Source organism: Sporosarcina sp. 179-K 3D1 HS, from assembly GCF_047228905.1.
Taxonomy (GTDB): Bacteria; Bacillota; Bacilli; order Bacillales_A; family Planococcaceae; genus Sporosarcina.
Genome location: NZ_JBFEGI010000005.1, coordinates 1 through 14,018, shown reverse-complemented (window position 1 = coordinate 14,018; position 14,018 = coordinate 1). Strand labels below are relative to the sequence as shown.

The 14,018-nt window shown below is 47.7% G+C and carries 15 protein-coding genes; 10 read left to right on the top strand and 5 right to left on the bottom strand.

Translation table 11 applies throughout. The annotated features are described in order from the left end of the window. Positions 1-23 precede the first annotated feature (23 nt). From mscL to AB1K83_RS08470, 3 genes are read right to left on the bottom strand one after another with little or no spacing between them, the layout of a single operon-like run. Positions 24-404 carry a large conductance mechanosensitive channel protein MscL gene (gene mscL, locus AB1K83_RS08480; RefSeq protein WP_413057750.1) on the bottom strand — a complete coding sequence of 127 codons (381 nt, stop codon included), beginning with the start codon at positions 402-404 and terminating at the stop codon, positions 24-26. Between the two features lie 19 nt (positions 405-423). Next, the gene (locus tag AB1K83_RS08475) at positions 424-756 is read right to left on the bottom strand and encodes an MGMT family protein (RefSeq protein WP_413057749.1); all 333 of its coding nucleotides are present in this window, start codon (positions 754-756) and stop codon (positions 424-426) included. Then, positions 753-1,424 (bottom strand): phosphatase PAP2 family protein, encoded by a 672-nt coding sequence (locus AB1K83_RS08470; protein WP_413057748.1) that lies wholly within the window; start codon positions 1,422-1,424, stop codon positions 753-755. The genes AB1K83_RS08475 and AB1K83_RS08470 overlap by 4 nt, the downstream gene beginning before the upstream one ends. 186 nt (positions 1,425-1,610) lie before the next feature. On the opposite strand from AB1K83_RS08470, the gene ytxJ reads away from it, so the two are divergent. The 5 genes from ytxJ to AB1K83_RS08445 all read left to right on the top strand — a co-directional run bounded on the left by ytxJ (position 1,611) and on the right by AB1K83_RS08445 (position 6,070). Next, entirely contained in the window at positions 1,611-1,937 is a 327-nt protein-coding gene (gene ytxJ / locus AB1K83_RS08465; protein ID WP_413057747.1) for a bacillithiol system redox-active protein YtxJ, read from the top strand. 140 nt (positions 1,938-2,077) lie between these two features. Further along, complete coding sequence (gene fabG, locus AB1K83_RS08460) at positions 2,078-2,818, top strand: 3-oxoacyl-ACP reductase FabG (RefSeq protein ID WP_413057746.1); 741 nt, start codon at positions 2,078-2,080, stop codon at positions 2,816-2,818. Between the two features lie 227 nt (positions 2,819-3,045). Further along, complete coding sequence (locus AB1K83_RS08455; protein WP_413057745.1) at positions 3,046-4,104, top strand: fatty acid desaturase; 1,059 nt, start codon at positions 3,046-3,048, stop codon at positions 4,102-4,104. A gap of 222 nt (positions 4,105-4,326) precedes the next feature. Continuing rightward, positions 4,327-5,457 (top strand): histidine kinase, encoded by a 1,131-nt coding sequence (locus AB1K83_RS08450; protein ID WP_413057744.1) that lies wholly within the window; start codon positions 4,327-4,329, stop codon positions 5,455-5,457. A gap of 1 nt (position 5,458) precedes the next feature. Then, positions 5,459-6,070 carry a response regulator gene (locus AB1K83_RS08445; protein WP_413057743.1) on the top strand — a complete coding sequence of 204 codons (612 nt, stop codon included), beginning with the start codon at positions 5,459-5,461 and terminating at the stop codon, positions 6,068-6,070. 76 nt (positions 6,071-6,146) lie between these two features. Here AB1K83_RS08445 and AB1K83_RS08440 read toward each other — a convergent pair whose 3' ends face one another. Beyond that, entirely contained in the window at positions 6,147-8,174 is a 2,028-nt protein-coding gene (locus tag AB1K83_RS08440; RefSeq protein ID WP_413057742.1) for a hypothetical protein, read from the bottom strand. A gap of 174 nt (positions 8,175-8,348) precedes the next feature. On the opposite strand from AB1K83_RS08440, the gene AB1K83_RS08435 reads away from it, so the two are divergent. The 3 genes from AB1K83_RS08435 to AB1K83_RS08425 all read left to right on the top strand — a co-directional run bounded on the left by AB1K83_RS08435 (position 8,349) and on the right by AB1K83_RS08425 (position 10,987). Next, positions 8,349-9,242 (top strand): D-alanyl-D-alanine carboxypeptidase family protein, encoded by an 894-nt coding sequence (locus tag AB1K83_RS08435; protein ID WP_413057741.1) that lies wholly within the window; start codon positions 8,349-8,351, stop codon positions 9,240-9,242. Positions 9,243-9,308: 66 nt separating this feature from the next. Further along, positions 9,309-10,619, top strand: a complete 1,311-nt coding sequence (locus AB1K83_RS08430; RefSeq protein WP_413057932.1) for a D-serine ammonia-lyase — start codon at positions 9,309-9,311, stop codon at positions 10,617-10,619. Between the two features lie 95 nt (positions 10,620-10,714). After that, complete coding sequence (locus AB1K83_RS08425; RefSeq protein WP_413057740.1) at positions 10,715-10,987, top strand: hypothetical protein; 273 nt, start codon at positions 10,715-10,717, stop codon at positions 10,985-10,987. 36 nt (positions 10,988-11,023) lie between these two features. On the opposite strand, the gene AB1K83_RS08420 is transcribed toward AB1K83_RS08425, so the two are convergent. Next, on the bottom strand, positions 11,024-11,773 hold the full coding sequence (locus tag AB1K83_RS08420; protein WP_413057739.1) for a YqcI/YcgG family protein: 750 nt from the start codon (positions 11,771-11,773) through the stop codon (positions 11,024-11,026). A gap of 185 nt (positions 11,774-11,958) precedes the next feature. Here AB1K83_RS08420 and AB1K83_RS08415 point away from each other — a divergent pair, with 185 nt between their 5' ends. After that, positions 11,959-13,362 (top strand): hypothetical protein, encoded by a 1,404-nt coding sequence (locus tag AB1K83_RS08415; protein ID WP_413057738.1) that lies wholly within the window; start codon positions 11,959-11,961, stop codon positions 13,360-13,362. Positions 13,363-13,479: 117 nt separating this feature from the next. Then, the coding region (locus AB1K83_RS08410; protein WP_413057737.1) for a transposase at positions 13,480-14,018 on the top strand (539 nt) is incomplete at its 3' end.

Sequence of the window (14,018 nt, the reverse complement as noted above, 5' to 3'; positions counted from 1 at the left end):
ACAACTCAGGGAGCTGTCCTTTTTTAGATTCGCTTTTCTTCTTTCAATAAATCACGGATTTCCTCGAGAAGGGCTTCCGTTTTATTCACTTCGACCACTTCCTCAACCGGTTCTTCTTTCTTTTTAAATTTCAGTAGAAAGCGGATGACGAGAAAAATCGAAAAGGCGACAATGAGAAAATCAATGATGGATTGTAGGAACAGTCCGTATGTAATGTTGGTTCCTCTGATTTCTATATGGAGGCTGGATACATCGATCTTTCCTGTAAGCGCCACGATAATCGGCATGATGATATTTTCAACGAGGGATGACACGATCTTCCCGAAGGCCGCCCCGATGACAACAGCGACTGCGAGATCGAAGACATTCCCTTTAAACGCAAACTCTTTAAATTCTTTCCACACTACGATTCTATCCCTTCTTTTATGAGAGTTCTTCGGCATCCAGGGGAAACCAGCGGTACACCGCCAGATCCACTTTGCCGTTAGACGTGAATTGGACCCCTTCCACTTCCAGCAAATCCCGCTGGCGGGCTCCTTTTGCTTCAGCGTCTTCGGGGAATGAAATGCCGCCCTGCGCGTTGATGATCCGATGCCATGGCAACTCGTGCTTGGCGCTCATCGAATGCAGGATCCGTGCCACCTGCCTGGCCCCACGCGGATTGCCGGCGGATGCCGCCACTTGCCCGTATGTCATGACGTACCCTGCAGGAATCTCTTTTATTATTCGGAGTACACGTTCGGTAAATGGATTCATGACGGGTTCCTTCCCCTTTGTTGGCCTGATTCTGCCTTTTTTCGCTGGAATGCACCATAAACAGATGCGCAAAGGATCAGCCAAATAGCGCTGATACTCAGGCCGCCCAAAACATCGCTCGGATAATGGACGCCGAGGTAGATACGGCTTGCTCCAATTACCAATATCATGAAGACTGCCACCAGTAGGAGAAGCACGCGGCCGGCCGATGTTTTAATAGACCTCCATAAGACGTAAGCGAGAACGCCATAAAGGCTCATTGCCAACATGGCATGTCCACTTGGAAAGCTGTAGCCTCCTATGTCTGAAAGGCGGTGTATGGTCGGGCGCTCCCTTACGAAAATCATTTTCAGGATTCGATTCAAAGCGCCGCTGCCGATCACAGCTGTCAATATCAATATAGCTGTCTCCCGTCTTTTTAGAAAGCCGAGGAAGACGGAAAGGATGATGGTAATGGGCATGACGACGGAACCGGATCCGATTTTCTCCAGTAGTTTAGCCCAGGTCGTCAGCCAAGGCTGTTCCATTCCTTGGATGGCGGCAATGATCGGATTATCAAAATGGCTAATTGCATTGTAGCTGATGGCTGTTGCTAAATAAGCAAAGAGTCCGCCGAGCAAAATACATGAAACAAATGCCCAAATAAAGCGTGTTGAGAAATCACGCATGAAATCCTTCCTTCCTTTCTTATGCCAAACATTGTACCGTGAAGTGGAAATGACATCAAGAAGCTTTCTGCCTCGCCGGCTTATATCCTAGCATGTCCGTTTTCAGCCCACAAAATGATTGGAGCTGAAGTTTACCGTATTCGCAGCCGGGAAATGTATGATTAGGATGAAAGGAAGTGGATGGTAATGAATGAAATACAGACAAGTCAGGAATGGAGCGAAGCGTTGGAGCAATCCAAGGAAACTCCGCAATTTATAATGAAGCATAGTTCAACTTGCCCGATCAGCGCAACCGCGTTCCAAGCTTTTCGCGCAGTGGAGACGGACGTGCCAAAGCAATACTTGGTCGTGCAGCAGAGCAGGGCTCTATCCAATGAAATCGAAGCGGAACTCGGCATCCGGCATGAATCGCCCCAATTATTCTTATTGAAAGATGGCGGGGCGGTCTGGAATGCCTCGCATTATGATATTAGCGAATCAAAAATCAAGCAGGCGCTCCAAGAATACTGCTGAGAGGGACCGGGTAACCTGTTATGGAGGTTGCCCGGTATTTTATTCCAACGAAAAAGGTCGTTCGCCCGTCCTGGGTTGTGGGAGGGGCACTATGATAGAACAGGGCAAATGAAAATCTGAAACGAGAGAGAGGATGCGAATTGCGCTTACAGGATAAAGTGGCCGTCATCACAGGCGGTGCCAGAGGAATCGGCGGGGCCGCTGCTTCGTTGTTTGGAAAAGAGGGGGCTCGCGTTGCAATTCTCGATTTTAATGAAGAAACGGGTCGTAGCAAAGTGGAGCAACTTCTAGGAGAAGGCATCGAGGCGTCTTTTTTCCAGGTGGACGTAGCGAATTATGAAAACGTTAAGCAAGTGGCGGAACAGGTGATGGAGACATTTGGGAAAGTGGACATCCTTGTGAACAATGCAGGGATTACGAAAGATGCCATGACGTTGAAATTAAGCCCGGAACAATTTCAACAAGTACTTGATGTAAATCTAACCGGCGTTTTCAATTGCACGCAGGCATTCTTGCCTTCCATGCTTTCCCAAGGGAATGGCAAGATCATCAACACTTCTTCGATTTCAGGGACCGGCGGCAATGTCGGGCAGACAAATTATGCCGCGTCCAAAGCAGGGATCATCGGGATGACCCGAACGTGGGCAAAGGAATTTGGTCCAAAGGGGCTTAACGTCAATGCAGTGGCTCCTGGTTTTATTGAAACGGAAATGATCGACAGCATTCCGGAGAAAGTGTTACAACAAATCCGGGCGCTTACCCCGTTCCCGCGGTTAGGGAAACCGGAAGACATCGCTCATGCCTATCTATTCCTTGCGTCTAACGAGTCGAACTTTGTCAATGGAACCGTTCTGGAAGTGGACGGCGGCATGCTGAAATAATGAAAATGAGAAGGAGAGCCCGTTCAGGTGGAGCGGGTCTTTTTTTATGCTTTCAAAACAATGAAAGTTTACGGATTGCCATGGTCTTAATTGTGAAAAAATTCACGAGATATGACATTTATCATCTATCATGTCATGACGTTTATGTCTGTTGTAAAAGAGGAACTACTCTTATGATTAAGTCATGAACTTGATCGAGATTAATTTGTTGGAATAGGAGGATTCACATGAGTAAAGAAAAAACGAAGAAATTGCATCAAGACGTTGCTCCTTTTGCGAAGTCGGATACTAAAAAAAGTGTATTACAACTATTGAATACGATTCCGCCGGTGTTCATCCTGTGGTTTTTGGCTTATCAGAGTTTGGACGTCTCCATCTGGTTGACGCTTGGCCTTTGTGTAATTGCTGCTGGATTTGTTGTGCGGACGTTCATCATTTTCCATGACTGTACGCATGGTTCCTTTTTCAGAAATAAAAAAGCGAATGATGTAGTCGGAACGATGACCGGCGTGCTTACTCTGTTTGCCTATGAAAAATGGAAACGGGAGCATTCCATTCACCATGCTACGAGTTCCAATTTGGATAAGCGGGGCGTTGGGGATATTTGGGTCATGACGATTGAGGAATACGTCGAAGCTTCCAAATGGCAGCGTTTGGCGTACCGTTTTTACCGGAATCCGCTCGTTATGTTCGGACTGGGGCCATTATACCTCGTTCTCATCTCTAGCCGCTTTAATCGGAAAGATGCCCGGCAGAAAGAGCGGTTGAATACGTACTTGACGAATGTGATCTTGGTCGCCTTGTATGCAAGTCTCATTTTGCTTGTCGGCTGGCAGTCGTTTTTGCTTATCCAAGGCACGATTATGTTTGTCGCGGGAATGTTGGGTATTTGGCTGTTCTACATTCAACATACGTTCGAGGATTCTTATTTTGAGGAAGAATCCGAGTGGGATTATGTGAAAGCAGCGGTTGAAGGCAGCTCGTACTATAAATTGCCGCGTGTTTTGCAATGGGCGACTGGCAATATCGGGTTCCACCATGTCCACCACTTGGCGCCGCGCGTTCCGAACTACAATTTGGAAATGGCGCATGAATTGACGCCGCCCCTTCAACAGGCGACAACCATTACCATTAAAACAAGTTTAGAGTCCCTTAAATATCGTCTTTATGATCCGGCTCGCAAGACATTTGTCACCTTTAAAGACGTGAAGCATCTTGTCCAATCTAAAAGCAAGGGTGTGTCCCTTGATCTGAAAACGAAACGAACCAGTTTGGATAGTAAATAAATAATCGAAGGGGCTGTTCGAGATGTCGGACAGCCTTTTTGTTTTTGGCGAAGATGGCAATGCGCGGCTGTGGGAAGATATGAGCGTTTCGCGCGGCTAATGAGCGCCTGCAATAGCGAGCTCGCCCGAAGCGGTTCGTTTTTGAATCCAGATGCAATTACTCCGGAACGCATCATAATATTTGGTACAATAGAGAAATCAGATAGGCGGTGAAGGCGAAGCATGCAAAGTTGGTACAGTATATTTCCGCGAAACCCATGGCTAAGTATTTACGCTTGGGTCATCTTTTGTTTATTGCCGTTCTTTTTTATTTTCCGATCTTCTTCCCCGATTGAGATTGCGGTCGGAATTTCGCTGTTATTCCTTTTTTTCCTATCGTACCGGTTTTCATTCAAATCGAAAAGCGGGCTTGTGTATATGTGGATCAGTTTCGAGATGGTCATCAATATTGCGATGACGCTGTTATTCGGATATGTGTATTTGTCTTTATTCACGGCTTTTTTCATCGGAAATATACGCAACCCCGTCGGTTTTTTCATCATGTATGGACTGCATATCGCCTTTACGATCCTTGCCATTGTGGTGGGCTTTTTTCTGGAAATCAACCTCTTCCTTCCGCATGTCCACTTTATCCTCATCACGGTGATCGGCGTCGTTTTGTTGCCCTTCAATTTGTATAACCGGAACAAGCGCGAGAAGTTGGAAGACCAGCTGGAGGATGCGAAGGAGAAGATTTCGGAGCTCATCATTTTGGAAGAACGGCAACGGATCGCCCGTGATTTGCATGATACGCTTGGACAGAAGTTGTCGATGATCGGCTTGAAGAGCGATCTGGCGGCCAGGCTGGTGACACGGGATCCGGCGGCTGCAAAGAAAGAGCTGCAAGAGATTCGGCAGACGGCTAGCATTGCATTGAAAGAAGTGCGGGAGCTGGTTGCTGATATGCGGACAGTCAAGTTGGAGGATGAATTGATCCGGATCCGTCAAATCCTGAAAGCGGCTGAAATGGATTGTACCATTGAAGGGGATCCCGTGTTCACCAAAATCCCGACCATTGCGGAAAATGTCTTGAGTATGTGCCTGAAAGAAGCGGTGACGAATGTCGTGAAACATAGCTTTGGGACCGCTTGCCATATTACGTTTGCGCAATTACCGAATGAGTATGTCATTACGGTGGAAGACAATGGGATCGGGATAACGAGAGGCGGCGAAACTTCGCCAGGAAGCGGATTGAAAGGGATGCGGGAGCGTCTCGAATTCATTAACGGCAGCCTGCATGTAGAAGGCGGAGAGGGTACGAAGTTGTACATCCGGGTACCCGCGGTTCTTAAACAAATCGTGGAGGTGGATTAAGATGATCCGAATTATTATTGCAGAAGACCAGGGGATGATGTTGGGCGCGTTGAGTTCTCTTTTGAACTTGGAAGAGGATATGGAAGTCATCGGAAAAGCGAAAAATGGCGAGGAAGCGGTCGCTCTCGTGAAGGACCTTCAACCGGATATCTGCATCATGGATATTGAGATGCCTGTGAAGACCGGGCTTGATGCGGCGGAGGAGCTGCAAGGCGAGAGTTGCAAGATTATCATCCTAACAACCTTTGCCCGGACCGGCTATTTTGAACGTGCTCGGAAAGCCGGTGTGCGCGGCTATCTACTGAAAGACAGTCCGATCGAGGAGTTGGTCAGTTCAATCCGGACCATTATGGACGGTCGCCGAATTTATGCCCCGGAACTCGTAGACATTGCCTACGGCGATGACGATGATACGGAAAACCCGTTGACAGAGCGCGAAAGCCAAGTACTCAGCCTTGTGGCAGAAGGAAAAACGACGAAAGAGATTGCGGGTGAACTCTTTTTAACCCCTGGAACGGTCCGAAACTATATTTCGACCATACTTGAAAAGCTTGGAGTTGGAAACCGCATTGAAGCAATCTCTCGCTTTAAGGAAAAAGGGTGGTTTAAATAAAAAAGGAGGCCTTCGAACCGGGCCCTCCATCCTCGGCTGCAGGGAGATACCCTATCTATCTCCACTGCAGCCGTTGTTATATCGAAATCTTCTCCAGGTGAATCTTCCTTAACTCTCCGCCTTTCATCCGAAGAAGGGCAGGCTGAATATTGTTTTCCTCTATTGTAAAATGTCCCATATTGTTCCCTGTCTCCACAATGGAGCGTCCTTCATTCATCGATACATAATACAGTTCTTCCTGCCATTTGGCGCATGTCGACTCTGTTCCGCTATTCAGTATAGTGAAGGAATCATCACAATGGCGACAGATCGTCACACCTTTCCGTTTGTTGCTATTCCAACGGATGACGGTTCGCATCAGAAACCCCCAAAGTCCCGAAAAGCTCATATTGTTGGAAGGGCTGCTCGTCAATTGCAAGATATTTGCAATAAACCCATTCTTCCACTGGATACGGGAGTGGACGGCAGAGGCATAATGGACATCCCCCGATAAGATGATGCACCGGGAAGGGCGCCACTTCACGATATGGCGGAGAAACTCATTAAACGCTTTTCCGTTATATTTCCATGCCTCCAGATCGATCATCTCATCGATAGGAATGCCGACTGAACGCAATGGAAAGACGTAGGAATGAAGAAAAGATTCAATGATGCCTATTCCGTAAAGCGGTGTTGGGGAAATGATGGTGAGCGGATCACCCCGTTTCCACCCGGAAGCATAAAGCGTTGTCGAAATTGCTTTCCATCCAGCCGTACCGATCAAACGGGGGCTCCGGATATTTTCCTTATAGATTCGCCCAATCTTTACTGGTAACGGTTCCGCATCGTAGAAACGCATCGTGCGTGTATTGAGGAACAATGCCGCTGGTCGGGTAGGGGCGACGAAATGCCAGTGACGGAATGACCCAATTCGGTTCATCCAATCTTCATGGGCGGGTGTGCCGGCAATGAACCCGTCGAAGTAATTTCTCATCGACTGAAGGAACGCCTCCTCGTACCGCTGCGGCTCATTGCCCCAACCTTGAAAGGCCCAATATGCACATAAACCGTTAGTCACGACATGCTTTCCGAGAGGTGATTGAGAAACGCGATCCTGCCAATCAGCCGTTATATTCCAATCATCTGTCACCTCGTGGTCATCAAACATCATATACGTCGGCATATTTGCAAAGAGTTTTCGAATCCGATGTATATCCCCGATTGTCTGCAGAAGATCCTCCGTTTGCCGTTCGTAATTGCGCCTCTGCTGTGCTCTTTCCTTTTCATCGTCCGGAAAAACAAAATGAATTTCATCCCGGTCCAGTAGTTCATCGAAAGAGGGCAAGGCGAGATGTTCCCATAGGGCGGGGCTCCATGACAGTAAATACAAGGCTGCATATTCGCCAAAGGACATTGCATGATTTTTCAAGTTGAGTGATGTGAAGCGGCAAAACTGTTCCATGATGAATTGCCGTCCGTTCACTTGATACTGCGTGCGATGAAAAGGAGCTTGCGCCAACCGATGATCCAACCGGGACAGCTCTTCATCACCGATGAAAGTTGAAGCCACCGTACGGATGACTGGAAATAAGGGGGATGCCACGTCATCCGCATATATTTGATCGCCTACGAGGAAGAGGGCGCTTGGACGTTCGAGTAAGCAGTTTGCGGTTCTTTGCAGGAATTCATCACCTGCTGCGAGCGAATCTTCTCCTTTCCCATGTAGTTTACGGCAGGATGCGTAGAGGAAGTTCGGAGTTGACGATTCGGGGAGATAAAAGGAAGGATACGGGATGCCGGGATACACAATGGACTGTGCGTCCTGCTCGGTAAGGTAACCGAGGCTTGCTAAATCATGGAGTTCCCCATGTCCGGAGAATGTAACATCATAGCCTAGAAGAGTGTCCATCGGTAAATCCCCGTATACTTGTACGAGGTGAATGATACAATTTTCTCCGATCCGAATAGATTCCGTTTCAGACGAAGACGGTAGAACCGAGTTATCGGTCAAGTTAAAAAGAGTTGCTTCTATTTTGAAAGGCCGACTTGTGGCCACCCATATGGACACCGAGTTTTTCTCAACCCGCCGTAAAATTGGTCCAGCCAACACAATGAGATTCTCCATTGAAACTCCACCACCACTACGATTGATTACTGTAGCGTATTCGGATAGGGGGAAGGGGGTGTGTGCGTAAGGACCGGGGGGAAATGTTAAGAAATTCTTCAGAATTGCAATAGCCGATTCTTCAAGATTATGCCGTATGCTGAGAATAGTGAATCTTACAAAGGCGTGATGATATTGTTGAAGAGATGGGGATTGATTCTACTTATTCTGGTAGGCAGTGTGACTTGGGTTTTTCAGAAGGAAGCTACCTTTACAAAGGAAGCCGTCTCGCTGAGCGTTCCCGCAAAAGCCGTCCTAGTGATGGAAGCGGATTCGGGAAATATCCTATATGAGGAAAACGGTTCGGACTCGTTGCCGATTGCCAGTATGACCAAGTTAATGACGCAATATCTTGTTATGAATGCGGTGAAGAACGGGAAGCTGTCTTGGGACAGCCTCTATGTGCCCAGTGAATCTGTATTGCAAATGACCGGATTATCCGGGGCGGTCAAGCTTGGTTTGGAGGCAGGAGCCGAGTATAGTGTCCGCGAGCTTTTCACCGCAATGACGGTCATTTCAGCAAATGATGCCGCAGTCGCTCTTGCTGAAATGGTGGCAGGGACAGAGGAGGCGTTTGTCGAAATGATGAATGCGCAAGCCCGAGCATTCGACTTACAAGAAACCGCTTTTTATAATTCTACAGGCTTGGATGGCGAGTATATAGGCAGAAGCGCGGAGGAAACGAATCATTCTTCCGCTCGGGATGTCGGTGTCATCGCGAAAGAATTGATTGCACGACATCCAGCAGTGCTGGAGTATACGAGGATTCAGAATATCACAACACGCCAAGGGGTCGACATGTGGAGCACCAATCTGATGTTGGACGGAATGCCACAGGCGATGTCTGGAATCGACGGATTGAAAACAGGATATACGGAAGCAGCCGGCTCTTGTTTTTCCAGTACAGGCGTTTTTGACGGTAGACGCGTCATTTCCGTCGTCATCGGGGTGGAAGCTGTAGAACAGGACACGATCCATCCACGGTTTGAACTGACACGGGAACTAATTGACCGTTTCGTGTTGAATTAACAACCCGATCGAGTCACATGCTATACTATTGCTACTACTTTTCTGAAAAGGAGTGGATGGTACATGATGAATCCGAGGGAAGTGGGAGTGTGGAAAGAGAAAATCCCGCAAATCGGGCGGATGATGGAAGGGGAAGAGATTGTCTGGCTGAATCCTCTTCTGGAATCGACGGCAAGTGGACTGGCTCAAACCGAATTGACGGCAGAGGACGTCCGGGACGCAGCGGACCGCCTTCACCGTTTTGCTCCCTATATCAAACGGGTTTTTCCAGAAACTGAAGATTCGGAAGGTTTGATTGAATCTCCGCTTACGGCAATTTCAAAGATGAAAGAAGCACTATCAGCCCGGTACGGAGTTTCAATGCCGGGTCAATTGCTTTTGAAACAGGATGATAGTTTGCCGATCTCCGGTTCGATTAAGGCAAGGGGCGGAATTTATGAAGTGCTGAAGCATGCTGAAACGCTCGCTCTTCAACATGGATTGATTTCCGATGGAGAGGATTACAGCCGATTTGCAGAGCCGGAGTTCCGCAATCTGTTCGCCACCCATAAAATAGCGGTCGGCTCGACAGGGAATCTGGGCCTGAGCATCGGGATTATGAGCGCAAAGCTCGGATTTAATGTCACTGTCCATATGTCGGCGGATGCAAAGCAGTGGAAAAAAGACCTGTTACGCGAAAAAGGCGTCACCGTTGTCGAATATGCGGATGATTATAGCAAGGCTGTCGAGGAAGGGAGACGCCAGGCGGAATCAGACCCTCTTTGTCATTTCATTGACGATGAGAATTCGACAGACCTCTTTTTAGGGTACGCAGTGGCAGGCGAACGGGTCGCCAAACAGTTGAAAGAACGGGGGACTGTCGTTAACGCACAGCATCCTTTATTCGTCTATTTGCCTTGCGGCGTTGGAGGTGGACCGGGAGGCGTTGCGTTCGGTCTGAAACTAGCTTTCGGCGATCATGTCCATTGCTTCTTCGCCGAACCGACGCATTCACCTTGTATGACACTCGGTATGATGACAGGACTGCATGATGCCGTTTCAGTACATGATTTCGGACTCGACAATAAAACCGCAGCGGACGGATTGGCGGTCGGAACAGCGTCGGGGTTTGTCGGGAAAACAATGCAGCCATTCATGGACGGCTGTTATACCGTATCAGACAAAACATTGTTCGATTTATTGAAGCTGTTGGCGGACAAGGAGGACATCCATTTGGAGCCTTCCGCACTCGCAGGGATGCCTGGTCCGGTGAACAGCATCCATGCAAAAGTAGAGAAGGCAGGGTCAACCGAGGCCACTCATATTGTCTGGGCAACGGGCGGTGGCATGGTTCCTGAGGAGGAAATGAATCTCTACTACGGGAAGGCAGGGAAATAATTCGTTTTATTTCCCGGGAAATCGACAGCAAACGGGAAATATTCGAAAGCCATTTGTCTATACTAGTGAAGAAAATGAGCGGTGGAGGGATGACTGTGAGTCAAGACGGGATGAATTCAAACATATCGTTGCAACAGATTATACCGATCGGGGATTCTTTTGGGGTCACTCTTACCGAGATAATGCTTGCCCATCTGAGAGTAGTCGAATGGGAAGAGGTCCAGGTGGAAATGAGAAAGGATGAATTGGTGATCACGAGAATAGGCTCGCCAAGCTCACCGGAATCCATGAAGCAGGAGTTCTTCGAAGTGTATAGCGAACCGTTGGATAGCGTAAGACCGACGATGACAAATGTAAAAAGCGAATAACCACCAAAAGAAAGCCGTCCACCCACTGGACGGCTTTCACTGCATTTCTTTATGGGAAAACGGACATTTTCCGACAATCGGCTCACTATCGTCACCGATAAAAAACTGTTTCCACTCATTATGATTGGGATCGCCGTAATGGCTAATATCAGGATGCTTTGGCAACTGATCCCATACTTCGACACGTTCCCGGACTTTTTCGCGAGACATGATCCCGCCTTTTTCCGTCCCCTTCAACCCTTCGAAAATTTTTCTGGGTTGAAAACCAATGACCATGGCATTTCCCAAATCACGGGTTTTTCTATGCTTATAAGCGGGTGCATTACCAAAAGCGAAAATCGGTTCCCCGTGGAAATGGAAATCCCATAAGTAATGGTCCGGATTTCGCGGGCTATCTGCCGGCCAGTCGATTTCATCCACATCATGCAAGTATTGCAAGATTGCCCAAAATTGCTGCCGATACGCCTCCAATGTCCCTTCCACTTCAAATGGCTCCACAAAAACAAATAACCCATGCCGTTTATGCTGAGGGTCTTCAAAAAGCTGTAGGAATGATTCGAGCGCCTGGGGCAAGTTGGACCAGTCGTCCTGCGTTACATACGCATAGCGCAATTCCCCTTTAAGCTCTCCATTCATGCCGAAATAGCAAGGAAATGTTTTATCGGTAACCGTTTTGTGGAAAGTTTGATACTCTCTCACCAACCAATCCGGCAAATCCGCACGCCTTGTAAAGTCCTCTTTTGTCAGTAACGCATCCTTTTTGGTGATCAAATTGACAACCTCCATTTCCGCCTATACTCTCAAATTCCCTGAAAGGGAGAAGATGAAACTTGATCGGTCCCTATTAGAATATGAAATTTCCCGCCGATTCATTAACCGTGAACCAAAGCCTTTCCTCTTTTCATGGAAAACGGTATGATAGAATTTGTTATCGAAGATTCAGATTATATATGGAAAGAAGTAATCCTAACATGGGACAGACAATCGTTCTCCGCAATCAAATGCGGACGACAAAAATCGAATATCGAGGCATTTTGGCAATTCTATTAGTCGTGAATTACATTTTGATCCAATTTTTGGATAATCAGTTGATGCGGAATTTTGCCAGTGTCTATACTTGCTTCTACATCTTGCTCTCGCTTCCTGCCTTGAGAGGGATGGTCGCCCGGATAACGTATGTCCTTCTCCTCTCTACGGTCGCTTTATTGGTCGGTCAATCCGATTTTCTTCATGTCTTAATGGAGGGGGCGATCACCAATTTATCGATTGTTTGCATTTTAGTGCTGACCCCCTTGCTCGGCATTCCGGTACGGACAGGGGATTATATCGAGAGCCTGCAACGGATGCTGGCCAAATTGGGAAATCGGACAGGCATCTCCTATGTGATGTTCCTGTTGCTGACCCATCTGTTGTCAGTTGTCTTGAATATCGGCTCCATCGTCATCAACCTGCATTTGATATCCAGTTCCACCCTACAATCGAAGCGATTGATCGCCAGCATTCTCGTTCGGGGCTATACGACCATCACGACATGGTCCCCATACATGGCCATCATGATTTTGGTGATCGGTCAACTAGGAATTCCCTGGAGTTCGTTGGCAATCTACACAATCGGATTTGCACTTACTTCGCTAATTGTTGCCGTAGTGATGGAAAGTAAAGCGCTTCGACGTGAAAAATCCTTGATTCGCGAAAATGGCCTACTAATGAAGGAAAAGGATGTCCCGCAGAAAAAGACAGCATGGAAAATAGTTGAATTGGTTGTCGTTCTCTTCCTGTCGACAGGGCTTGTCTTATGGGTAATGCAGGCGACCGATATCGGAATGGTCATGTCCATTTCGGCAGTCTCTGTCCTATTCCCGTTCGTTTGGTGTCTGTTAAAAGGGCAATCCAGAGGATACGTGGAAGAAGTGAGACGGCATACGACGAGCGCCATACCGAATTTGCAGGGAGAGTTTACGCTATTTCTCGTTGCGGGGATCTTTAGTTATGTATTCGTGCGTTCTCCGTTAAGTGACCAGTTTGTCAATCTATTACACTTGGCATTCGGATCGTCCACGTTACTATTGGGCATCGTTCTATCGGTCACGATGATCGGGGCAGCGGTCGCCGGTCTTCATCCGGTCGTCTTGCTGACCGTGTTCGTCACGACGATAGATCCAGCTGTAATCGGCTTTTCCCCGATTCAATTCGCTTTTCTATTATTGGGGAGCACAGCCGTAGCCAACACCATTTCCCCGAGCACGGCTGTGAATAATTTATTATCCAAAGAACTTCGCGTCGATCTGTTCACCATCTCCTTCCGATGGAATTGGCGGTACGCTACCGTGCTGTTTTGTATTCTTCACTTGTTTTTGCAGGTGACGGGGGTGTAAAGGTGTATGCGCTCATAAATCGATCAAGTCCATATAATTGTGTAAATAGGAAAAGGCCTTTTCCATCCCCTGTGATAAAATGTTTTCAACCACGATAAACATTTGGAGGAATGGAAAATGGCCCAACTTAATTTTAACCTAGACATGGATATTTTAAAAGACTCTGTGATGAATTCAAATATTGATGCTGTTGTCAAATCGACCATCGTCCTCGTGCTGAACGAATATATGGAAAAGGAGCGGGACGAGTATTTAAAGGCGGCCTCCTACGAGCGCTCCGATGAACGCATCGACTACCGCAACGGCTATTACGAACGGGAATACACGATGAGCCTAGGAAAGCTGACATTGAAAGTGCCCCGCACACGTCAAGGCGATTTCGCGCCTTCCGTCTTCGAAAGGTATGCAAGATGCGACCAGGCGCTCGTCCTTTCCATGCTCGAGATGGTGGTGAATGGTGTATCGACAAGGAAGGTCACCAAGGTGGTGGAACAGCTATGCGGCGAGAGTGTCTCCAAATCCTTCGTCTCCTCCCTGACGGCCAAGCTCGATCCCATCGTCAACGAATGGGCGAACCGACCTTTGAACACAAAATACTATCCCTACTTATTCGTGGACGCCATGTATATCAAGGTCAGGGAGCACAACCGTGTTGT